Genomic DNA, 22999 nt, shown 5'->3' on the forward strand with positions numbered 1-22999 from the left:
AGCGACGCGTGCTTGCCGCCGCCAGCCCGCACCGGGCTTTGGCTGAACCATTGCAGGGCGGGCCAGCAATAGCCCGCCTGGCGCGCCGCCGCACTCAGGCAGAAGTGGCCTGCGGACTCGAGGACCCGAGTGCTGCCAGCCCTCAGAAGTCGTAGCGCATGCCCACGTTCACGCTGCGCGGCGCACCCCAGGTGTAGTACAGGCCGCCCAGACTGCTGACGCCGGCAAAGTATTTCTTGTCCAGCAGATTGTTCACGTTCAGGCTCAGCGACAGATGCTTGTCGACCTGGTAGCGGGCCATCAGATCCAGCACGGCATAGGACTGCTGTGCCAGAGTGTTGTGGCTGTCGCTGGTCGAGGTCTTGCTTTGCCAGCGAGTGGCCGCCCCCAGCGTCAGGCCGCGCAGCGCGCCGCCTTCGAAACGGTAGGTGCTGCCGAGCTTGAGCTGGTACTTGGGATACTGGCTGGAGCTGGTCAGCGAGCTGTTTTGCTGCACCAGGCTACCCTGGACCTGCCAGCCACGCGCCAGCTCGCCCGACAGTTCCAGCTCCCAGCCGCGGCGCGTGGCGCCGTTGACGGCACGGTAGGCCATATCGCCGCCGGGGGTGAAACCACCGGATTCCTGGGCCGAGTTGTCGGTCTTCATCCAGAAGTGAGCGATGCTGGCGTTGAGTCGCTTGTCCAGGAATTCGCCCTTGGCTCCGACTTCAAAGGTCTTGCCTTGCTCGGGATCCAGGGTACGTCCCTGCTCATCCTGGGCGCTTTGCGGCTTGAAGATGGTGGCGTAGCTACCGTACAGCGAGACCTGGGGATGCACTTCGTAGACCAGGCCGGCATAAGGCGTGGTGACGGTCTCGCGCATATCGTAGTTCCACCAGGAGGGCGTCACGTCATGCTGGCGGTACTGCGTCACTCGCATGCCCGCAATCAGCTGCAGCGGATCTGCCAGGCGGAAGCGCCCTGCCGTATAGGCATACTGCTGACGCTGGTTGAAGACATGGCGGTCATAGTTCCAGTTGCGTAAATCAGGCTGCGCCAGCGCTCCACCGCCCTCGGCATAGCTCAGGCCCAGGTTGGCCAGAGGTACGTTCTTGGAGCTGCCGTAGAGCAAGCCGCTGTGGTAGCGCGACACACCCACGCCGGCCAGCAGCTCGTGCGTGCGGCCCAGCAGGGTGAAAGGGCCTTTGACATCGAGATTGACCGACCAGTTGCGGTTTTCCACATCCTTCCAGGGCAGATAGGCAGCGGTTGTGCTGTTCCAGAGGTAGCCCAGCGTCATGTCGTCCATCTTCACGCTCTGATGGAAGAACTTCAGGGTTGCCGTCCAGTCATGGGCCAGACGCTGCTCCACGCTGCCGAACAGCTCGGTGCTTTCCTGTTCATAGCCCGACCAGGGCGCACCGTTGTTGAAGGAGCGTGGCATCAGCCCCACTTCGGCTCCTGCCGCGGTGTATCGCTGTATGGGCCGGGTGGTGCCGAAGCCGCGAGCCTCGCGCTGACGCAACGTGATGCCCAGATTCAGCAGGGTATCGGGCGTGAGATCGGCCTCCAGCGTACCGAACAGCATCTTGCTGTTGCTCTTTTCGTTGTCGCGGAAGCTGCCCGCATCCGTCATGGAGGCCACGACGCGACCACGCAGCGTCCCGGCCTCGTTGAGCGAGCCGCCAATATCGGCCTGCGCACGGTAGGTATCCCAGCTGCCGGCATTGGCGCGCACGCTGGCCTGGAACTCGCGCGTGGGACGCTTGCGGATCAGGTTGACGGTGGCGCCATAGCCGCCCTTGCCAACAACCAGTCCCGACGAGCCCTTGAGCACTTCGACACGGTCCATCTCGGCCATATCGTCCAGCGCATACATGGTGCTGGTGACGAAGTACCAGCCGTTGCTGAGCTGGGACATGCCGTCGACCTGCAGATTCACTTCCGAGCCGCGGGCCTGGAAGTCCGTCGCGTTATTCTGGCGGTAGACGCCAATGCCCGGCGTCTGCTCCAGCACATCGGCCAGCGTCTCCAGCTTGAAGTCATCCATGCGCTGGCGCGTCATCACGCTGACCGACTGCGGCGTCTCGCGTAGCGTCAGGCTCAGGCCCGTGGCCGTACGGCTTGGCCCCGTCTGGGTGTAGCTTCCCGTGCCTTCCGTGGTGCCACTGCGCTCGGCCTGGGCCGTCACGCGCACCTCGGACAGCGTGCTGCCCTCCTCACCCGAGACGGGAGCCACGGCCTGCCTTTGCAGGGTGTAGCTGCCGCCGGGACGCGAGACCAGCTCCAGACCGCTGCCGGCCAGCAGACGCTGCAATGCCTCGCGCGGTGTGTAGCTGCCGGCCAGAACCGGGCTTTGCCGACCTTGTGTGAGCGCAGGGTCGAAGGACAGCGCCATGCCGGCCGTGGCCGCCACCTCGGACAGCACCCGGCCCAGCGGGCCTGCCTCTATCCGGTAGGGCTGGGCCTGGCCGGCGACCGGCGGCTCGGCAGCCTGTACGGCACTTGCCGCCAGCGCCCAGCCCAGCAGGGCAAGTTGGGCGGCGCGCGCAACAGGTCTAAATACAGGATTCGGCAGGGAACGGGAAGCCATGGAAGCAGGCATGAAAAGCAGTCCTTTGGAAGCAAAAAATGAGTGGTTCACCTTGCTTGCCAAACAACTTGCGAAAAAGTCTCAGCTGCCCGCATCTTTTTTTTGCGGCCGGGCCAGCGGACTCAGCGCGCCGCCACCGTTACCCAATAGCCGCGCCAGCGCTGGTGCACGCTCACGGCATAGGTCTCGGCCAGCATGACCAATGCCCGGTCGGTATCGGCCAGGGGATAGGCTCCCGAGACCTTGATGGCCATCACCTCGGGGGAGCAATGCAGCAGACCCGAGCGGTAGCGTGCCAACCGTGCGCAGACTTCGGCCATAGGCATGGCATCCGCAACCAGCATGCCCTGCGCCCAGGCCAGTTGCTGCGCACTCGCCGTCTCCAGCGCTCCGGCACCCCGCTCAGTCAAACGCACCCAGCTACCAGCAGGCACCACCAGCGAAGGCCGGGAGGCCCCGTGCAGCGTGACTTCGACCGCACCTTGCGTCACGGCCAGGTCCACGAACCGGTTCTCGCTGTCCTGCTGCACCGAAAAGCGTGTACCCAGTGCCCGCAGACGCCCCACGGCCGTCGCCACCAGCAAGGGCCGGTCCACGCCGCTGGGATCGGCGGCAGTTTCCAGCAGGATGGAGCCTCGACGCAGATGAATCAGGCGCTGGTGAGCATCGAAGCGGATATCCACGGCGCTTGCCGTATCCAGCAGCAAACGGCTGCCATCGGCCAGCGTCACGCTGCGCTGCTCTCCCGTAGCAGTGCGCAGATCAGCCGTCCAGCCCTGCTGCTGCACCATGCGCCAGCTCATCCAGCCACCAGGCACGGCGGCCAGCAGCACCGCCAGCCTGGCCACGGCGGCTCTTCGGCTGCGGCGCTGCGATCGGTCCAGCGAAGGCATAGCCAGCGCCGTCGGCAGGCCACCGAGCTTGCCCATCAACAACTCGGCCCGCATCCATGCGCCTTCATGGTCGGCGCTGGTATGGCGCCAGCGCTCGAAGGCGGCATGCTCGGCCGCGGTCAGGCCTTCGTCATTGAGGCGGACCAGCCAGTCCGCAGCTTCGTCAAGCAGGCGTGCATCCATGGCGCTTCAATCCATCAGCGCCAGACATTGCCTGAAGGCCTGAGCCATGTATCGCTTGACGCTGCTCAACGACACGCCCAGTTGCAGCGCGATGGCGTCGTACTTCATGTCTTCCAGTTGCGACAGCAGAAAGGTGCGCCGCACCAGAGGCGGCAAGGCATCGAGCATGGCATCTATCTCGTGCAAGGCCTCCAGCACCAGGGCCCGGTGCTCGGGCGACGGCGCTTCGGGCTCGGGCAACAGAGCAAGTGCATCCAGATAGGCGCGCTCCAGCGCCTGGCGCCGGCACCAGTTGACCAGCACGCCCTTGGCCACCGTGGTCAGATAGGCACGCGGCGACTCTATCTGCTGCGGCTCGCGCACACCGAGTATGCGCACGAAAGTATCCTGCGCCAGATCGGCCGCATCGAAGGCATTGCCGACCTTTTTACGCAACCAGCCTTGCAACCAGCCGTGATGGTCGATGTAAAGCGCGGTGACTTCGCGGTGGATGACGGATTCGGCGGCGGACATGATGCGATGGAGATAAAGCTCTGGCAAAACTCAAATGATATCAATTCTCATTTTCAATGTAAGCAAAGGCGTCACTATTTTCAAAGGGGTCGGGCTCTGTCATCCTGCCCGGCGCGCTGAGACCGGACGGCTGGAAGCATAAGGATCGCAAGTGCCGCGCAGAGATCTGTGCGCAAGCCCTGCCCTCTACCGAGCCTGCCCATAGATCGCGGCAACCGGATGGTGTGGCAAAAGGCAAACAATGATCGGGCGCGGCGGCGGCCCACGGTTGCGAGCCGCAGCCTCCGATAGACTTTCCGATGGCTATTGCACTGCCGAGATCGGCGATGTTTTACTGGGCCGGTGACCGCGTCGCTTGCGGCCCGGGCTGCCAATCAGGAAACTCAAGAATCAAGATGACAAGCTTTCACCCTCACAAGCTTTTGCATCGCATCGTGCTCGGCAACCTGCTGGTGGCGGCACTGCTGTGCTTTGCGGCCTGGCTGGGCGTGCATGCCAATTACCGTGCGGACATGGACCTGGGAGTCGCCGTCACCAGACACCAGGCACGCAGCCTGAGCCTGGAGCTGGCTGCCGAGGTGCGCCTGGTCGAGAACGCGCTGTCATCCATTGCCAGCCGTTATCGTTCACGCAGTTCCGACGGTCTGCCTGCAGCCAACTCCGCCTTGTATGAAATGCTGCACGAGCAACGTGCCCTGATTCCCTTTGTCACAGCACTGCGCACCACGGACAGCGCAGGCCAGGTGCTCATCACCCCCAGCGAAACCGATGTGCCGTTTTCGGTGGCGGACCGCGACTATTTCGCCCAGGCTCGCGAAACAGACCGGATGGTGGTGTCCGAGCCCCTGATCAGTCACTCCTTCGGAAAATGGTCCATCGTGCTGGCGCGGCGTCTGCAGTCCGAGGACCATCAGTTCCAGGGCATTGTCTATGCCATCGTCGCGGCAGAGCATTTTCACCAGCTGTTCCAGCGCCAGTCGTTCGGCACGGACAGCGCCATGGCGCTGCGCACCGATCGGGCTCTGCTGGTTGCGCGCTATCCTGCGGCAAGCCAGGATGCGGAAGCGGGCATAGGCCAGGCCACCGTCTCGCCCGAATACCACGGGGCCATCAGCCGCAGCCGCGAGGAAGGCTGGTACATCACACCGACCCTGAGCGATGGCGTGGAGCGCATCACGGCCTACCATCGGCTGCCCGGATATCCGCTGACGGTCTTCACCGGCCTGGGCACGGAAACCTATATGGCCATGTGGCGCGCCTCCGCCTGGCGGGCATGGGGTCTCGCCGGCCTGTGCATTGTCCTCATCGCCCTGGGCTCGGTCGCACTGTACCGCCTGCAGCAACGTGAACACCGCATCCGCAAAGAGCAGGAGCTGGTCATCGACAATGACCTGATCGGCATGGCCCGCCTGCGAGAGCGCAAGATCGTGTGGACCAACCCAGCCATGCGCCGGCTGCTCAAGCAGTCGACCGCAGGGCTGCAGGGGGCATCCACGCGAACGCTTTACCCCGACGAGGCGTCCTACCAGCGCGTCGGCGAAAAAGCCTATGCCTCCTTGCTGGCCCGGGGCAAGTTTCACGCGCAGTTCCAGATGCGCAATGCCGAAGGCAAGCTTTTGTGGGTCGATGCATCGGGCACATTGCTCAACGCCGAGGAGTCGCTCTGGATCCTGGTGGACATCGATGCCCTCAAGCGCGGCGAACAAGCCGCCAATCACCTGGCCAACCACGACGCGCTGACGGGCCTGGCCAATCGCCGGGCGCTCGAGGAAACCTTGAACCAGGAACTGGCCGACGGTCATATGGTTGCCGTGTGCTTCATGGACCTGGATGGCTTCAAGCAGGTCAACGATACCCAGGGCCATGATGCCGGCGACGAGGTTTTGCGTGTGGTTGCCGCCAGACTGATGGCCCAGGCCCGCACCGGCGACTGCGTTGCCCGCCTGGGCGGCGATGAATTCGTGGTGCTGCTGTCCGGCCTGCGCACTACCGAAGAGGCCCTGCCTGTCATGAAGCGCTGCATGGAGGCCGTGCGCCAACCCATTGTGCTGCATGACGGCGTGATGGTTCAGGTCGGCAGCAGCATCGGCATCTCCATCAGCGTGGCAGGCAGCTCCACAGCAAACCTGCTGCAGACTGCGGACGAAGCCATGTATGCAGCCAAGCATGCGGGCAAGGGGCGCATTGTCCAGCATGCGGATCTGGCACAAGGCCCTGGGAGCTGAAGCCTCGCGCCGCCCGTCCGCAGCCCGGCCCACCGATTTCGCCTCCTGGTCTGTGCAGCCCTTGCCTGGCCGAGAACCCCTATTCCTGTGCCCTGGGCGGCAGGCCTTGGGCCCTGCGAATCGGCTCCAGCAAGGCACTGAGTCCGTTGTGGTCAAGCTCCTGCATCAAGGCCAGCAACTGGCCGATCTCCCCCTTGGGAAAGCCCTCGCGGGCAAACCAGTTGAGGTAGTTGCCGGGCAGATCGGCAATCAGGCGCCCCTTGTACTTGCCATAGGGCATAGACACGCGCACCAGGCGCTCCAGCATTTCGGGATTCATGACAGGGAAATTTTGTATAAAAAACGACGCTCTTATAACCAAATAAGAAAAATGTCCTGCAGGCCTTGGTACAGGGCACTAGACTATGCACCTTAGTTCACTGCGGCCCAGACAGGGCCCGGAATTTATTGCAACTTGCTGAAGAAAGTCAGAACCAATGTTGAAGAAAGCTCTTTCTGCTATCGCTATTGCCACTCTGGCGCTGTCGGCCCAGGCCGCTGACGTGCTCAAGGTGGGCGCCACGGCCGTGCCTCACGCCGAAATCCTCAACCACATCAAGCCCGCACTGAAGGCTCAGGGCATCGATCTGGAAATCAAGGAGTTCAGCGACTACGTCCAGCCCAATGCCGCAGTGGAAGACAAGCAACTGGATGCCAACTTCTTCCAGCATCAGCCCTATCTGGACAGCTACAACAAGGACCGCAAGACCTCGCTGGTGGCCGTGCCCAACGGCAAGGTGCATGTGGAGCCCTTCGGCGCCTATTCCAGCAAGATCAAGAACATCAAGGATCTGAAGAATGGCGCTACCGTGGCCATTCCCAACGACCCCTCCAACGGTGGCCGCGCGCTGATTCTGCTGGCCAAGCATGGCCTGATCGAGCTCAAGGACCCCAAGAGCCTGACCCCCACGGCTCTGGACGTCGTCAAGAACCCCAAGAAGCTGAAGTTCAAGGAACTGGAAGCGCCCTTGCTGCCCCGCGCACTGGCTGATGTCGACCTGGCTCTGATCAACACCAACTACGCCATCGAAGCCAAGCTCAACCCCACCAAGGATGCTCTGTTCATCGAAGGTGCCGACTCGCCCTACACCAATATCGTGGTGGCCCGCAAGGACCGCGCCAATGGCGCCGACATTGCCAAGCTGATGAGTGCTCTGCACTCGGCGGACACCAAGAAGTTCATCCAGGAAAAGTACAAGGGCGCCGTGGTTCCTGCGTTCTGATACGCAAAGGCTGCGCCTCTACTCGACAGGGTGTTGCGACCGCGCTGCGCAGCTCCGAGGCCGGACACACCCGGCCGCCGACTGCACTTGGCGGCCTGAGCCAAAATAAGGCGCTGCTACGGCAGCGCCTTTTGCTTTCATTTTGATAGCTCATAGCGCTTTACAGAAAAGCGTTTTAAGCCATTTTCACTTGCACTATCTCAATGCGAGGGAGCTGGCACCGAATGCAGCAGCACCGGTGTCTCGCCGTCGCCGTTGACGCTTTCCAGGTGCACGCCAAATCCCCATAGCCTGGCGACATGCTTGAGCACTTCCTGCGCATCCTCGGCCAGCGGCCTGCCCTGGTACTGGGTATGCCGCAGCGTCAGACTGCGGTCGCCACGCAGATTCACGCTCCAGGCCTGAATATTGGGCTCACGCGCTCCCAGGTCGTATTGCTGCGACAGCAGTTGGCGCAGCGTGCGATAGCCGTCTTCGTCGTGGATGGCGCTGACCAGGACATCACGCTCTTCGGGGTCGTCATGCAGGGAGAACAAGCGCATGTCACGCATCAGTTGCGGGCTCAGGAACTGGCCGACAAAGCTCTCGTCCTTGTAGTTGCGCATGGCATGGTGCAGCACCGGCAACCAGGGCGTGCCGGCAATGTCCGGGAACCAGCGGCGGTCCTCCTCGGTCGGCTTTTCGCAGATGCGCCGTATATCGCGGTACATGGCAAAGCCCAGCGCATAGGGGTTGATGCCGCTGAAGGCCCTGTGGCCTGCGGGCGGCTGGTAGATCACATTGGTGTGCGATGACAGCCACTCCAGCATCACGCCATCGGTCAGCCAGCCTTCGTCGTACAAGGTATTGAGCAAGGTGTAATGCCAGAACGTAGCCCAGCCTTCGTTCATCACCTGGGTCTGACGCTGCGGGTAGAAATACTGGGCGATCTTGCGCACGATCCGCACGATCTCACGCTGCCAGGGCTCGAGCAAGGGAGCGTTTTTCTCGATGAAATACAGGATGTTCTCTTCGGGCTCTCGGGGAAAGCGTTCGCTGCCCGGGACCGTGCTGTCCTTGTCTTTGTCCCTTCGGGCAGGCAGGGTGCGCCATAGCACGTTGACCTGCTGCTGCACATAGGCCTCGCGCTCCTCGCGTTCGGCGCGCTCGCGTGACAGGCTTTTGTGCGAGGGCCGGCAATAGCGATCCACGCCGAAGTTCGAAAGCGCATGGCAGGAGTCCAGCAGCTGCTCCACGCTGTCGAGGCCGTAGCGCTCCTCGCATTGCGCCACATAGTCGCGCGCGTAGACGAGATAGTCGATGATGCTGCCGGCATCGGACCACATGCGAAACAGATAGTTGTTCTTGAAGAAGCTGTTGTGCCCATAGGCCGCATGCGCAATCACCAGGGCCTGCATGGCCGTGCTGTTTTCCTCCATCAGATAGCTGATGCAGGGGTTGGCGTTGATGACGATCTCGTAGGCCAGCCCCATATGGCCACGCCGGTAGCGGCGCTCCGTGGCCAGAAACTCCTTGCCATAGCTCCAGTGCCTATAGTTCACGGGCATGCCGACGCTGGAATAGGCATCCATCATCTGCTCGGCCGTAATGATCTCCAGCTGGTTCGGATAGGTGTCCAGGCCATAGCGCTCGGCCGTGGCAGCAATCGCCGCGTGATACTGCTCGATGAGCTCGAAGGTCCAGTCGCTGGGATCGGGCAGCGGAGACGACGGCCGCTGAGACGCCACCAGCGGCGCCTGCGGCACATCGCGGTAACGCGACTCCCCTTGCGCGTGCGAATTGCCGGCTCTTTTGCTGGCCCTGAGATCCAGCACGGGATAAAGATTGAGGTTCATATCGATACCCCATCCTTTTTGAAGAGATCACGGAACACCGGATAGATCTCGTTGGCGGCCGATACCTTGCGCATGGCGAAATGGGGAAACAACGGCAGCAGACGGTTGTACTCATCCCAAAGGCTCTGCTCCTCGAGCACTACCTGCAGATAAGCATAGTAGCGCACCAGCGGCAATATTCTTTCGGCGAGGATGCTGTGGCATTTGCCTCCGTCGTCGCTGAAGTTGTCGCCGTCGCTGGCCTGGGCCACATAGATATTCCAGTCATTGACCGGGTAGCGGGCCCTGATGATCTGCTCGAGCAGGACCAGCGCGCTGCTGACCACCGTTCCGCCGCTCTCGGTGGAGTGGAAGAACTCGTCTTCACTGACCTCCGCCGCCTGGGTGTGATGGCGAATGAAGACGATCTCGATCTTGTCGTAATGCCTGGTGAGAAACAGGTACAGCAGAATGAAGAAGCGCTTGGCCAGCTCCTTGCGCTCCTGATCCATGGAGCCTGACACGTCCATCACGCAGAACATCACGGCCTGGCTGCTGGGCACGGGCACCTTGCTGCGGTTGCGAAACCGCAGATCCAGCTGTTCGAGAAATGGCACCCCGCCTATGCGCTCGCGCAGGGCGTCGATCTGACGCTGCAACTCGGCTACCGCCTCGCTGGTGCCGTCATCCTGTGCCAGCAGGGCTTCGAGCTGCTCTTCCAGCTCCTTGAGCTCGCGATGCGTGGCCTTGGTCAGTGCAATGCGTCGCCCCAAGGCACCGCGCATGGTTCGCACCAATGCCAGATTGCTGGGCGTGCCGTCATGGCTGTAGCCCGCGCGCCTGGTCTTGTATTGCAGCGTATTGCCGATATGGTTGCGCAGCAGGCGCGGCAGGGCCAGGTCTTCAAAGAAGAGATCCATGAACTCTTCCTTGGTCAGCGTGAAGGTGAAGTCGTCCTGCCCCTCGCCGCTGTCGCTGGCCTGCGATCCCGAGCCGCCGCCCCCGCTGGGCGGACGCGCAATGCGATCGCCGCGCACATGTTCCTGGTTGCCGGGCAGGACTACATCGCGGATACCGCCCTGCCCATGCCTGAAGACCGGCTCCTGAATGTCCTTTTTCGGGATGGTGACGGTTTCCGCCTGGTCGATATGGCGGATGTCGCGCGCAGACACGGCCTTGCGTACCGCTTCCGCGATCTGTTCCTTGAAACGCCGCACAAACCGCTCGCGGTTGCCCACCGATTTGTTCTTGCCTGCAAGCCTGCGGTCGATGATATGCAGTGCCATCTGTGCTCCCATCTCCAGGGACCGTTCTCAATCATCGCGCCGGTGGCCGCCCAGGACGACCACCGGTCCCTCGGTCAGCTGCTCTTGCGCACGCGCAGATACCACTCGCAGAGCAGGCGCACCTGCTTGGGCGTATAGCCCTTGGCCTCCATGCGGGTGACAAAGTCCTCGTGCTTGCGCGCGTCCTCGGCGCTGGCCTTGGCGTTGAAGCTGATGACGGGCAGCAGCTCCTCGGTGTTGGAGAACATCTTCTTCTCGATCACCACGCGCAGCTTCTCGTAGCTGGTCCAGCTCGGGTTCTTGCCCTGGTTGTTGGCCCTGGCCCGCAGCACAAAGTTGACGATCTCGTTGCGGAAATCCTTGGGATTGGCTATTCCAGCAGGCTTTTCCACCTTCTCCAGTTCGGCATTGAGCGCATTGCGATCAAACACCTCGCCGGTATCGGTGTCGCGGTACTCGCTGTCCTGAATCCAGTAGTCGGCGTAGGTGACGTAGCGGTCAAAGATGTTCTGGCCGTACTCGCTGTAGCTCTCCAGATAGGCGGTCTGGATTTCCTTGCCGATGAATTCGGCATAGCGCTGCGACAGATATTCCTTGATGAAGCCTATGTACTTGGTCTCCAGCTCGGCGGGGAACTGCTCCCGCTCGATCTGCCGCTCCAGCACATACATCAGGTGCACGGGGTTGGCCGCCACTTCGGTGCTGTCGTAGTTGAAGACCTTGGCCAGGATCTTGAAGGCAAAGCGGGTGGAGATGCCCTCCATGCCCTCATCCACGCCCGCATAGTCGCGGTATTCCTGGTAGCTCTTGGCACGGGGGTCCGTGTCCTTGAGGCTTTCACCGTCATAGACCTGCATCTTGCTGAAGATGCTGGAGTTCTCCGGCTCCTTGAGCCGCGTGAGCACGGAGAACTGCGCCATCATCTTGAGCGTGCCGGGCGCGCAGATGGCGTTGGCCAGCGAAGACTCCCGGATCAGCTTTTCATAGATGCGAACCTCCTCGCTCACGCGCAGGCAGTAAGGCACCTTGACGATGTAGATACGGTCCAGGAAAGCCTCATTGTTGCGGTTGTTTCGGAAGGCCTTCCACTCGCTTTCATTGCTGTGGGCCAGCACCACGCCGTCAAACGGAATGGCTCCAAACCCCTCGGTGCCCTTGTAATTGCCTTCCTGGGTGGCGGTCAGCAAGGGGTGCAGCACCTTGATGGGTGCCTTGAACATTTCGACGAATTCCAGCAGACCCTGATTGGCCAGGCACAGGCCGCCCGAGTAGCTGTAGGCGTCGGTGTCATCCTGCGAGAAGTTTTCCAGCTTGCGGATGTCCACCTTGCCCACCAGGCTGGAGATATCCTGGTTGTTCTCGTCGCCGGGCTCGGTCTTGGCAATGCCGATCTGCTTGAGAATGCTGGGGTAGCGCTTGACCACGCGGAACTGGCGAATGTCTCCGCCAAACTCCTCCAGCCGCTTCACGGCCCAGGGCGAGAGCACATGTTGCAGATTGCGGCGCGGAATGCCGAACTCTTCTTCCAGGATCGGACCGTCTTCCACGGGGTCGAACAGACCCAGCGGCGACTCGTTCACCGGCGATCCCTTGAGCGCATAGAACGGGGCTTTCTGCATCAGGTATTTGAGGCGCTCGGCGATCGAGCTTTTGCCGCCGCCCACCGGTCCCAGCAGATAGAGAATCTGCTTGCGCTCCTCCAGTCCCTGGGCCGCATGGCGGAAGAAGCTCACCACCTGCTCGATGGCATCTTCCATGCCGTAGAACTCGGAGAACGCGGGGTAGCGGCGGATGACCTTGTTGGCGAACAGGCGCGACAGCACGGGGTCGTTGCGGGTATCCACCATCTCGGGTTCGCCGATGACCGCCAACATGCGCTGTGCGGCACCCGCGTAGGCCATAGGGTCACGCAGGCAAAGGCTCAGGTACTCGTCCAGCGACATTTCTTCTTCACGCAGGCGGACATAGCGTGCTGCGGAATTGCTGATGACATCCATATGACCTCCCGTGGCGGCACCAGGGTTCGAATCAGTGCCGCAATGTTGCAAGGCATTCGTTACCGTGTGCATCCGTTGTAGCACCTCGCTCCTGATTTGAATAGACCGAGAGTCCTACAAATACGCAGTAGCCACGACAGCCAAAACCGCAAACCGGATAGCGCAAAAACCGGTCAAAAAACAGGACTCAAAATGAGCATAGAGGACTCGCTTCGCCGGTGTCATGAAACACGCTATCTGTGTGCCAGCATTCAGGATTTCAGCGACTCCGGAATCGTAGAAAACGGCTGCCGGCAGCCAGGCCGACGTGCAAAAAAAAGCGCTGCACAGGCAGCGCGTCAGATCCATCCAGCTACAGAAAAAAGAGCTTGCTGCGCAAATTTCTAGGGTTATTCACTAGAAAAAATTCTGCAAAGCATTGATTAGCAAGCGCTTACAGCACCTCTTTTCATAGCATGGGTATTCATCCGGAAGTGGCTGCCGATGCATCCACGGCGGGAGGTTTGCTACCTGGCCGCGTAACGGCACTACCCATGGCTGCGGCCATGATGCAGGCAATCGCAGTCCACTGCGTGGCGCTCAGATGCTCGCTGAGCAGCAGCATACCCATCAGCGCCGCAATGGCCGGCTCGGTCGCCAGTGCAATGCCAAAAGTCGCGGGCGGCAGGCGGCGCAGCGCCAGCATTTCCAGGGTGTAGGGCAACGCACTGGAGATGGCCGCCACCATCAGACCGAACAGCAGGATCGACGGCGTCAGCAGCTTGAGCCCGGCCTCGGCCACGCCAAATGGCACCACCACCAAAGCCGCGCACAGCAAGCCCAGGGAGACTGCCTGGCCGCTGGGAATATGGCCCAGCCTGCGCCCCAGCACGATGTAGGAGGCCCAGCAGATGGCCGCTCCAAGCGCGCAGGCAATACCCACCGGCGACAGGTTCAGGCCCGAAGCATTGCCGCCCAAAGGAAGAATCATGGCCAGCCCGGCAACCGCCAGCGCCAGCCAGACAAAGTCCAGGGCACGGCGTGAGTAGTAGATGGCCACGGCCAGCGGCCCTGAAAACTCTATGGCCACGGCCAGGCCAAACGGTATATCGCGCAACGCCATGTAGAACATCAGGTTCATGCCGCCCAGCGCCATGCCGAAAACCAGCAGAGCCTGTGCCTGCTGACGATTTAGCGACCAGCGCCAGGGCCGCCAGACGCAAACCAGAATCAGCGCGGCAAAGCCCACCCGCAATGCCGAGGTTCCCTGGGCTCCGACCAGGGGAAACAGCTGCTTGGCCAGCGAAGTCCCCAACCCGAGTGCAGTGACCGAGCCCAATACGGCCAACACGGGCCACCAATGATTCCAGCTGTTTTTTGACATAGGTGGGTACGATATTGCATGTCACCCGCGAAATTTGCTCGTTTTCAGCCCTGAATCTGCAAGTTTCGCTCTCAACCCATCCCACACCATGCCTGCTGCCGACCTGGACTCCTTTGACCACGCGATTCTTGCCCTGCTCCAGCGTGACAACCTCATGCCACAGCGTCTGATTGCGGAGCAGATCAACCTCTCGGCCCCGGCCGTGCAGCGGCGCATCAAGCGATTGCAGGAAACCGGGGTGATTGCCGCCAACGTGGCCGTGCTGGAGCCCGTCAAGGTGGGCCGTACGCTGACCGCGATCATCACCGTGCAGCTGGTCAACGACAGGCCGGACCTGTCGCGCGGCTTCAGGGCCAGAATCGCCAACGAAGCGGCCGTGCAGCAATGCTTTTATGTGACGGGCGAAACCGACTACATCCTGGTCGTCACTGCAACCGACATGGATGATTACCAAGCCATCTGCAAACGCCTGTTCGAGGGTGACGAGAACATTCGCCGCTACAGCACCTCGATCGCGCTGGAGCGCATCAAGACTGGTCTACAGCTGCCGCTGTCTGAGCCATAAGGCAGTTTGCCCTGTGGCCCGAGTTGGCGCAGAACGAGGGCAGCCATCTGCCATGGAGATTCGCACTGGCGCCATCTGAAACAAAATGCAACAATCACATCATAAACCGGCTCAGATTCTGCACACAACAAGAGTCCACTCTTGAGGAGACACGATGACCACTTCTTCCGCCACCTCGCCCGATATGGCCACGCTGGTTGCCGATCGCACGCTGGACAAATATGCCAAGGACTACTTCCCCCGGCGCGAGCAGGTGACGATTGCCTTTCGTGGCGATATTGCAGAGAAGCACAACTACGACAAGATCCGCCCGATCTCGGAAGCCCAGCGTCATGGCAAGCATATTGTGGTGATCGAGGGCCAGAGCCAGAAAACCGGAGCCACAGGCCACTACCGTATCGAATGCAATAGCTGGAATCTCATCGAAGCCGTGGGTCTGTGGGAGCAAGCTGCAGCTGTTTGAACCGCGGCCAGTGCCTGCGCAGCAATCCGCAGTGCGAAGCGCTGGCTCGATCTGAGACTCAGACGTCCATTCCAAATGCGCTGCTTGCCACCCACCAGGCCAGACCCAGCATCATCACGCCAGTGATACCATCCATGACGCGCCAGGCGCCAGGGTTGGCAAACAGGTGCCTGAGACGGCGTCCGGCCATCGCCAGCAGCACAAACCAGAGACAGCTGGCCGAGGCGGCCCCCATCACATAAGACCAGCGGCCTGCGCCTTCCTGCTGGGCGCCAATCGAGCCCATCAGCAACACCGTATCCAGGTACACATGGGGATTGAGCAAGGTGATGGCCGCCAGGGCAGCCAGCACGCTCATCATCCCGCGCGGTGCCGCCCTGCGCTCGCCGGCCTCCATGGCTGCATCTGGAGCCAGCCACATACGCCGCAAAGCGAAAAGACCATAGGCCAGCAAGAATGCGGCTCCGCCCAACGTCAGATACTGAGCCAACGCCGGATAGCTGGCCAGCATCTGGGCCATGCCGGCCACCCCCAGCGCTACCAGCAACCCATCGCTGAGCACACACAAAGCCACGCAGGCCTTCACATGTTCGCCCTGCACTGCCTGGCGCAGCACATACAGGTTCTGGGCACCAATGGAAACAATGAGCGTAGCGCACACCGTGAAGCCTGCAATCCAGGCGGAATAAAAATTAGTTGTCATATCCATGAGCCGTTGACTCCTCCAAACCGGCCTGGATTCTTGCTCTGCGCAGCAATTAAGTAAAATTACATTTACTCAATCTGATGAAGAATTTCTAATGTTTGACTACGCAGGACTGGAAGCACTTGCCGCGGTATTGCGTGAGGGAAGCTTCGAGCGTGCGGCGCGCAAGCTGCATGTCACCCCCTCGGCCATCTCCCAGCGCATCAAGTTGCTTGAAGAACGCGTGGGACAGGTGCTGGTGCTGCGAGGTACGCCTTGCAGCGGCACGGAGGCTGGTCGGCGCCTGTGCCTGCATGTGGAGCAGGTGGCGCTGCTGGAAAACGATTTGCGCCGCAAGAACCCCGAGCTGGTCCCGGAAGGGCAGACCGCCCTGCCCACGCTGAAGCTGGCAGTCAATGCCGACTCCCTTTCGACCTGGTTCATGGATGCCATGGCGGCCTTCACGCAGGACGGCAACGAGTTGCTGGACATCAGCATTGACGACCAGGACCACACGGCTAAACGCATCAAGGAAGGTGAAGTCATGGCCGCCGTCACGGCCACAGGCTCGGCGATTGCTGGCTGCAACACCTGGCCGCTGGGCCGCATGCGCTATATCGCCGTGGCCAGCCCGGCGTTTGTGCAGCGTCACCTGGCCCAAGCCGATTCGGACCGGGAACTGGCACAGATGCTGGCCAAGGCGCCCATGATGTACTACGGGCGCAAGGACAGCCTGCAGGACCAATGGCTGCATGGTCTGGGACTGGACGGGCGGCGCAACAATGCGCGCCACTTTCTGCCCTCCAACCAGGGCTACACCCGTGCCGTGGAACTGGGCATGGGCTGGGGCATGCACCCGGCCCAGCTGATCACTCCGCAGTTGGCCAGTGGCGACTTGATGGAACTGCTCCCGGGAAGAGATCTCCACATCCCCATGTACTGGGCCCACACCCGCAATGCTCAAACCAGCCTGCAGCGACTGACCGACTGCATCATCCATGCCGCGGCCGCCTGGCTGGAGCCCATGCAGGACTAGCTCAGGCGGCAGCAGACTTTTTCAGGCCGTAATAGAACACCCATGCGGTAGCCAGATACACCAAGGGATAAAGCGCCAGATAAGGAGCCAGGTGCAGATAAGCGGGCCAGCGCTGCGGCGCGAAAAAGCTCGCATACACCAAGGCCGCGAGCAATGCCCCACTCCCCGTCAGCAGACCGGCATAGGCCAGTAAGGCGGCAAGGCGCAAGCCCGGCCTGCCGCGCTCGACCAGCCGCAACCGCCCCGAGCGCAGCTCCACGGGGATCTGATAGAGGCGAGCAAGTGCCATCAGGAAGACGATGGGCACCAGGATCAGAGGCAGAAAAAACATGTCTCGCAGATCCCTCAGGGACGGCGCTCGGACTCTGCCACATGGCGCACGGCCGCCCTGGCCTGGCTGAGCATATGAAAGTCCAGAATGCGTGTCGCCATGATGGTCTCCCAGAGAAAGCAGCACAGCGCCAGCACAAAGGCCAGCACCCCCAGCAAAAAGCTGAAAACGGCATAGCCGTGGCCGCTGACGCCGTAGGCCTGGCCCACGAACAGCAGCACGATGGTCAGCCCTATGCACATGCCGCACAGTGTCAGCAGTGCAATGGAGACGTTGGCCAGCCGCCCGCGCTCGCGCAGAAAATGCAGCTCCTTGAGGTGGCGCGCGATCAGGTCGTGATCCTCCAGCGTGCGCAGGCTCTCCTCCAGCTTGCGGGCCCGGTCAATGATGCGGGCCAGCCGCCCCGCTACGGAGCCAATCATGCCGGCCACGGCAGTCAGAAAAAAAACCGGCGCGACAGCGAGCTGAATGCTGTGGGTGACGGTCTGTGCGTCGATGGACCAGATGCTCATAGATTAAGATTCCTTGTAAATTTACTAATCATTTAAGTATTTGAAAATTAATGGATTTTTATAAGTAAATAATTTTTAGCCGTCAGAGACCAGACTTATTTTTTAAACGTCCCTCTGACGATCTTTCCTTCGCCGATAGCCTTCTCTAGAGACTGCTCTATGCGTAGGGCTTCATTCACTGATGCCAGCCTGAAGATCTCCACCAACTGACTGCTCACCAACTCCCGCAGCTTGCGGTTTTTCTCCCTCTCCTTGATCAGGAGATCTGCCATCTCGTCGCGCTGCCGTCGAACGGCCTTGCCCATGACCGCCCGAACCTGCTCGGCGAAGTCGGGGTAGCGATTGTGAATCAACGGCGGGGACACTTTCGCTTCATCCGCCACTGCCTTGAGGGTGACCTTCTTGCCGCTCTGTTGCACGCGAACCAGAGCCAGACTCAGTTCTTGCAGCGTACGCTCGCGATCCCGTTTCCTGGGCGCATCGTTGACAATGCCAGCAACTTTCGACCTAGCGGGGAGCGATTTGGCCATCGCCTTCCTCTGCGTCTACCTCAACTCCCAAGTCTTTGAGGATTTTTGCCGCCTGTTTCAGATCCCTCTCTACCCGCATCACCGCCCCAGGCCCCAGGTCCTGGGCATCCATGCGCAACTCCTTGTGGTGGCGATAGGCCTCCTGCCAGATTGGGATAAACCTACGATCGATCACGCCGTTACGGCAATCGCCGCAGGTTCCTTTGGCATAGATCCCCGAGCCACCACAGCCCTCGTCTTGTGCTAGGCACCACGAATGTCCTGTGGAGCGCATATTGACACGCCGCGACGTTTCAATGAGGAGCTCCTTTCGGTTGCCAAATTCATGGGCCCGCATTTCCATAAGCCTGGGAGCAGCACCTCCAGCCAGTGGCTCATCTTTCTCCAACCACTGCGCCACCACGCCGGCCTTATAAGCTATCAACTCGCTGAGGATGTCGTCGTACAGTGCCGCGTCCTGCAATGGGTTTGAACCATACAGTTGCGTCATATCGATGCTGGAATGTTTGAACTGCTCCTTGAGAAACAGCATGTCTCCCAGGCGGTGGCGTACGAAGGTATATGCGTAGAGCCGCCTCATCTGGTGGGGTGCGAGCTTCCAGTCAACGCCTGCAGCACGTGAAAAACTCGCACAAACCATGTCCCAGCCGACATCAGACAAAGCTACAAGGCCATATCTTGAATTTCCCAGAAAGAGCCGCTTGACATTGCTTCTGGCTGTGATCAGCCATTGCAATTGCTTTGGCGTGAGCGACTGAGACTTTCGCTCCATCATCGAAATCTGCTTAGCCAGCCGCGCGCGGTAAGGCAGGGACCAGCGCTCGAGAATGCGCAGGATGCGGTGACCCATCGCAGGCATCAGGTACTCCACGCACCCCTTCTTGGTTTTGTACTCGACAGCGGCGACCCAGTGGAAGACGAAGCCGTTCTTGACTTCGGTACGCCCTGCGCTGACTTCTATGCTTGATAGTTCTGAGGATCGCATGCCGGTAAGCACGCCGAGCAAGTAAAAGCAGGCATCGCGTATCGTCGTATGGCCAGGAGCGCTGAGCGCGGAACGCTCTTCACGATCACGCTCGTCAAGCTGCTCTTCTGCACCAGCCAAGATCTCCTCGGCGTAAAGGAATAAACGCCGTGCCACTTCAACCGGGATCAGCGGTGTCAAACTAACCTTACGAGCATCCACGCCATTCTGCCCAACCCGCCCCGCGACCTCCACTGCACTCGATTCCGGCCAAGGGTGCACCCGCAAGGATGCCTTGTGCTGATCGCGAAAGTGATACAGCAACTCAAGCGCAGCGAATTGATTTACCATGCTGCTAGCTACCATCCCTGCGCTCTTCTGCCTGTGAACGTAGTTCGCAATGTGCAGAGGTTGCACATCAGCGAGCGACTGCAACCCGAGCGAAGCAACAAAACGGCAGAACACACTCATGGTATGCAGAGTTTTAAGAAGTGTCGACTCCGCTGGCTGCCCCACCCCCGGTCGCCCCACCTTCCAGTAGTGATACAGCACATTTTGGCAAGCCTCGCGGAACGCCTCTGGAATGGTCGACCAGTTCAGGCGCTTCACAGAATTCGGGGCGTTAGCTCTGCTGAAGTACGGCCACATTTCCCACACCGGATCCCCTACACGGGAAATCACCACAGTGTTGCCAGCCTCGTCCAGCACGGCGCTAACTACCACGTTGCTACGCTCTTCCACCGAGAGCCCCGCCAGACTCGCTGGCTGGTCGGCCAGTAACTCGTAGGCTTTGCTCAAACGCGTTTTTGCCCCCCTCTCCTGTCCTGTGCCTGCAATCTTCACCGGTTCAGCTAACTGCGTTTGAGTGATCTTGGTCTTAGCCATGTCCCTCCAGGCTGCTCAAAGTGTAGGCCGCCCAGAACTTTAGCGGCTCCATACGGGCGCGCTCCTTTGCGCTGGTCAACAAACCGGCATCAAACCTGTCCGCTGTGAAGCGGTCGATCAGGCTCATGGTGTTGCGAAACTCCTCGCGCCACTCATTGGAACGGGTGTTGCTCATCTCTCGCTCAAGAAACCAATAGAAGCTAAAGAGACGATGCAGGTCCTCCTGAGAACCAACGATGGCATAGCTGGTGCACGTGAAGCAAGCAAAGAAGTCGTCACATGGCGCCCCATTCCTGGGAGCCTTATCGCCGTAGTAAGGGTCCTTGCAGCGCCCCGTGGGCGATTTGCTTGGCAAGATAGGGACGACTTCTGCTACTCGTTCACCGGAGCGATAGATATCCGGTAATGCCTCGCCGACAAAGGTCGCGTTCTCCCTCATTTGACGGGTGCAAGCAAGGTAGTGGGTGTCGGCCACCTTGGGGGTGTGCCCCATCAGGGCAGCCGTTGCAATCAGATCGCCACCGGATAATGACCAGAGGCGGTGTTCGACAGTCTTGCGCAGGCGCGAGAGGTTCAGTACCAAACGATTCCCATCGTCATCGCGCAAGTCGTGTCGCTCAATCAGCTTGGCGATGCCTGCTCCCAAAGCAGTGGACGTCAACGCCATGACCTCGCCAGCTCCACCAAAATTTTTACTAGCCCGATATAGCCACACTCGCCCCCGACAATCTGGCCTCGCTTCGCCAAGCAGTGACTCTGACATCTGCAGGGCCTTACGCATCAAAGCTACGCCATCCATGGGAATCGCTTGCGAACCTTGATGCACACGGGAGTAACGGAGATTCACTAGTTTGGTGGCGTTGCCGCGCCGTTTGAAGAGCTCCAGCAGCATCATGTTGGGCATGAAAGGATGCGGGCGCAGGCAGTCGCGCGCAGCCTCCAGCAGTGGCGAAAGATTGGCTCCCGTGCGAATAGCCACCGCCAGCAGATAGACCACCATCGCATCGCGACCAGCCCCCTTGAACTGTTCATTGTGGATGGCCACGATGTCATCGCGCAGAGCCTGCGCAAGGCGCTGGCGCTCGGTCGGCGATAGCGGCGTTGCACCTTTTATCCGGCTGTTGCTGCCAGGGAAGGGATTAGGTGGAAAAAGGTCTTGCTGGTAACGCACAATCCCGCGTTGAACCAGAGCCGTGAGTACAGATTTCGCGTGACCATAGTAGGATTTCTTGGAGCTGTAAGCTTGGTCCCGGTCCTTGATCCAGTCGATGTACTGCCGAATGTGCGAAGGCATTAGGTTCTGCGGCTCGACTCCTGTGCCCGTCGACACCAAGAATTCGAAAAAATATCTCATGCCTCCGTTCCAGTAGCCAATTATGGTGCAGGCCGTAACCGACTCACTTGTCAAAAAAGTACGCAACTGGTTGGCACAGGCCCACACCCACGCATCAATGCCTCGCCCGAGCCACGGAATGAGGTTGATGGTTCGGATAGTCGAGGGGTTCTCCGGGAGCGTGATGAGTAGATTGACAGCATCGCCGGAAGCCGGCGCGGCAATGGCACCCTTGATAGGCGCCGGTGCACCGAATGTCTTCTTGACTTTCATGCTACTGCCTCCCCTTCAGGCATGAACAACCGGTCAACCTCATCCTCGTGGGCCGATACCAACTGACCCTCCAGCGCATTGATGAGGTGGAGGTAAATCATGGTGGTGGAGACATCGCTGTGCCCCAGACGATCACGGACGTAAAGTAGCGGCTCGCCCTCGAACGTTTTGCTCTTGCGCAGGCTCCACAGCAAATAGGTGGCGTAGGTATGGCGAAGCATGTGGGCGGTAACGGGAAATCCGACCCGCTTGGCCAAGGCACGCATGATGGCGGTGATAGCATCCTTCGGATACGGTACGCCAGCCTCAGTGAGGAACAAAGGTGAGTGCTCTTCACCCTTGCGATTGGCATTGGCACGGCCCTGCCTGCGCCGCACCGAATACACCCAGAGTTTCTCCATCAGATCAAAGGGCATATCAATGTTGCGCGGCTTGCTGTTCTTGATCTCCATGTCTTTCGGATCCAAACGCAGACTTATTTTTTGCCCAGGTGGGAGGTCTTTGCGTCGTGAAGGGTCAAACACGTAGCCAGCGGCATCAGGAAAAGTGCGGCACTCGATCTGCCTAAGACCCGTGCGAACCATGATCTCGAACATCAAACGATGTGTGACATTGCTCAGAGCTTCGTGGCAAACAACGATTTGTTCCTTGGAAAGAAAGCGGATGTTCTGCTGCTTCTCCTGCAACAAGACCTGAGGAGTCCGCATGATCCCGCCAGTGGCATTCACATGCTCTAGGAAGCTAGGTGGCCGGTGGGTCTGAATGGTGACGTAGTCAAAAGGAAGTTGCCCAATGAGCTTCTCTTTGATCGTCCATTCATAGAAGCGCACCACAATCCGCAGCCGGTGGTTGATAGTGCTGGCTTGAAGCTTCAGTGTGCCTCGCGACCAGTCGCGCCAAGCCACAATGGCACATGGTAGCCCGAACTCGGGAGGAGCCCTCCAGTCATAGCCGTTGCTCAATGCAAAGGCGAAAAAGTCATAGACAGCTCTGCCATAGTTTTCCCAAGACTTCTTACTAGAAATGCGACCTGTTGTAGCGAGCAAATCCCAAAGCCATGTTTGTGCAGGCTGTATGGCATCTCCATCATCGTTGATGAGCAGAGGGAAACCTTCATAACAGCGCCCCCCAACGACAAGGTTCTTGTCGGCCAGAACAAACCTCATAGCAACTTCCTTCGAAGTGTTCTACGAATCGCTAGAAGGCAACATAAGTCAGTGCACCTAACATCAATCGCACTGCTTATACTGATCAGTTGACAGTGTCACAGAACTGCAGGTGGGTACGCAAGCAACCGATCCGATATGCCTACTT

Annotated in this window: 20 protein-coding genes; 5 read left to right on the forward strand and 15 right to left on the reverse strand. The window is 60.2% G+C overall.

What is annotated here, in order from left to right; all coding sequences use genetic code 11:
• Positions 1 to 142 precede the first annotated feature (142 nt).
• From F3J24_RS20000 to F3J24_RS20010, 3 genes are all read right to left on the reverse strand, one after another.
• The gene (locus F3J24_RS20000) at positions 143 to 2584 is read right to left on the reverse strand and encodes a TonB-dependent siderophore receptor (protein ID WP_167010021.1); all 2442 of its coding nucleotides are present in this window, start codon (positions 2582 to 2584) and stop codon (positions 143 to 145) included.
• Positions 2585 to 2694: 110 nt separating this feature from the next.
• Positions 2695 to 3648 carry a FecR domain-containing protein gene (locus F3J24_RS20005; RefSeq protein WP_167010024.1) on the reverse strand — a complete coding sequence of 318 codons (954 nt, stop codon included), beginning with the start codon at positions 3646 to 3648 and terminating at the stop codon, positions 2695 to 2697.
• 6 nt (positions 3649 to 3654) lie between these two features.
• Positions 3655 to 4161: a sigma-70 family RNA polymerase sigma factor gene (locus tag F3J24_RS20010; protein ID WP_167010026.1), complete on the reverse strand. Its 507-nt coding sequence runs from the start codon at positions 4159 to 4161 to the stop codon at positions 3655 to 3657.
• Positions 4162 to 4556: 395 nt separating this feature from the next.
• On the opposite strand from F3J24_RS20010, the gene F3J24_RS20015 reads away from it, so the two are divergent.
• Positions 4557 to 6386: a sensor domain-containing diguanylate cyclase gene (locus F3J24_RS20015; RefSeq protein WP_167010028.1), complete on the forward strand. Its 1830-nt coding sequence runs from the start codon at positions 4557 to 4559 to the stop codon at positions 6384 to 6386.
• 79 nt (positions 6387 to 6465) lie between these two features.
• Here F3J24_RS20015 and F3J24_RS20020 read toward each other — a convergent pair whose 3' ends face one another.
• A complete protein-coding gene (locus tag F3J24_RS20020; RefSeq protein ID WP_167010030.1) occupies positions 6466 to 6705 on the reverse strand; it encodes a DUF3820 family protein in 240 nt (79 codons plus the stop codon).
• A 157-nt stretch (positions 6706 to 6862) separates the two neighbouring features.
• Here F3J24_RS20020 and F3J24_RS20025 point away from each other — a divergent pair, with 157 nt between their 5' ends.
• Positions 6863 to 7648: a MetQ/NlpA family ABC transporter substrate-binding protein gene (locus tag F3J24_RS20025; RefSeq protein ID WP_003055852.1), complete on the forward strand. Its 786-nt coding sequence runs from the start codon at positions 6863 to 6865 to the stop codon at positions 7646 to 7648.
• Positions 7649 to 7848: 200 nt separating this feature from the next.
• Here the strand turns inward: F3J24_RS20025 and F3J24_RS20030 are convergent, their stop codons facing one another.
• The 4 genes from F3J24_RS20030 to F3J24_RS20045 form a co-directional block, all read right to left on the reverse strand.
• Positions 7849 to 9483 carry a SpoVR family protein gene (locus F3J24_RS20030; protein ID WP_167010032.1) on the reverse strand — a complete coding sequence of 545 codons (1635 nt, stop codon included), beginning with the start codon at positions 9481 to 9483 and terminating at the stop codon, positions 7849 to 7851.
• On the reverse strand, positions 9480 to 10748 hold the full coding sequence (locus F3J24_RS20035) for a YeaH/YhbH family protein (RefSeq protein ID WP_167010034.1): 1269 nt from the start codon (positions 10746 to 10748) through the stop codon (positions 9480 to 9482). Before F3J24_RS20035 ends, F3J24_RS20030 begins: the two co-directional genes overlap by 4 nt.
• Before the next feature lie 74 nt (positions 10749 to 10822).
• Positions 10823 to 12745, reverse strand: a complete 1923-nt coding sequence (locus F3J24_RS20040) for a PrkA family serine protein kinase (protein WP_167010036.1) — start codon at positions 12743 to 12745, stop codon at positions 10823 to 10825.
• Positions 12746 to 13208: 463 nt separating this feature from the next.
• Positions 13209 to 14108 (reverse strand): EamA family transporter, encoded by a 900-nt coding sequence (locus tag F3J24_RS20045; protein ID WP_167010038.1) that lies wholly within the window; start codon positions 14106 to 14108, stop codon positions 13209 to 13211.
• An 88-nt stretch (positions 14109 to 14196) separates the two neighbouring features.
• Between F3J24_RS20045 and F3J24_RS20050 the strand changes: the two genes are divergently transcribed.
• Both F3J24_RS20050 and F3J24_RS20055 read left to right on the forward strand, forming a co-directional pair.
• Positions 14197 to 14673 carry an Lrp/AsnC family transcriptional regulator gene (locus tag F3J24_RS20050; RefSeq protein WP_167010040.1) on the forward strand — a complete coding sequence of 159 codons (477 nt, stop codon included), beginning with the start codon at positions 14197 to 14199 and terminating at the stop codon, positions 14671 to 14673.
• Between the two features lie 154 nt (positions 14674 to 14827).
• The gene (locus F3J24_RS20055) at positions 14828 to 15136 is read left to right on the forward strand and encodes a hypothetical protein (RefSeq protein WP_167010042.1); all 309 of its coding nucleotides are present in this window, start codon (positions 14828 to 14830) and stop codon (positions 15134 to 15136) included.
• Between the two features lie 58 nt (positions 15137 to 15194).
• Here F3J24_RS20055 and F3J24_RS20060 read toward each other — a convergent pair whose 3' ends face one another.
• Positions 15195 to 15845 carry a LysE/ArgO family amino acid transporter gene (locus F3J24_RS20060; protein WP_167010044.1) on the reverse strand — a complete coding sequence of 217 codons (651 nt, stop codon included), beginning with the start codon at positions 15843 to 15845 and terminating at the stop codon, positions 15195 to 15197.
• Positions 15846 to 15936: 91 nt separating this feature from the next.
• Between F3J24_RS20060 and F3J24_RS20065 the strand changes: the two genes are divergently transcribed.
• Complete coding sequence (locus F3J24_RS20065; protein WP_167010046.1) at positions 15937 to 16857, forward strand: HTH-type transcriptional regulator ArgP; 921 nt, start codon at positions 15937 to 15939, stop codon at positions 16855 to 16857.
• Between the two features lies 1 nt (position 16858).
• Here the strand turns inward: F3J24_RS20065 and F3J24_RS20070 are convergent, their stop codons facing one another.
• The 6 genes from F3J24_RS20070 to F3J24_RS20095 all read right to left on the reverse strand — a co-directional run bounded on the left by F3J24_RS20070 (position 16859) and on the right by F3J24_RS20095 (position 22851).
• Positions 16859 to 17188, reverse strand: a complete 330-nt coding sequence (locus F3J24_RS20070) for a hypothetical protein (RefSeq protein ID WP_167010048.1) — start codon at positions 17186 to 17188, stop codon at positions 16859 to 16861.
• Positions 17189 to 17202: 14 nt separating this feature from the next.
• A complete protein-coding gene (locus tag F3J24_RS20075) occupies positions 17203 to 17700 on the reverse strand; it encodes a DUF2721 domain-containing protein (RefSeq protein WP_043004273.1) in 498 nt (165 codons plus the stop codon).
• 95 nt (positions 17701 to 17795) lie between these two features.
• Positions 17796 to 18230, reverse strand: coding sequence for a TetR family transcriptional regulator (locus F3J24_RS20080; protein WP_167010050.1), 435 nt, complete (start codon positions 18228 to 18230; stop codon positions 17796 to 17798).
• Positions 18208 to 20079: a tyrosine-type recombinase/integrase gene (locus F3J24_RS20085; RefSeq protein WP_167010053.1), complete on the reverse strand. Its 1872-nt coding sequence runs from the start codon at positions 20077 to 20079 to the stop codon at positions 18208 to 18210. Before F3J24_RS20085 ends, F3J24_RS20080 begins: the two co-directional genes overlap by 23 nt.
• Positions 20072 to 21685 (reverse strand): hypothetical protein, encoded by a 1614-nt coding sequence (locus F3J24_RS20090; RefSeq protein WP_167010055.1) that lies wholly within the window; start codon positions 21683 to 21685, stop codon positions 20072 to 20074. Before F3J24_RS20090 ends, F3J24_RS20085 begins: the two co-directional genes overlap by 8 nt.
• Entirely contained in the window at positions 21682 to 22851 is a 1170-nt protein-coding gene (locus F3J24_RS20095) for a site-specific integrase (RefSeq protein WP_167010057.1), read from the reverse strand. The genes F3J24_RS20090 and F3J24_RS20095 overlap by 4 nt, the downstream gene beginning before the upstream one ends.
• Positions 22852 to 22999 lie beyond the last annotated feature (148 nt).

It is taken from the genome of Comamonas sp. Tr-654 (genome assembly GCF_011752915.1).
GTDB lineage: Bacteria > Pseudomonadota > Gammaproteobacteria > Burkholderiales > Burkholderiaceae_C > Comamonas.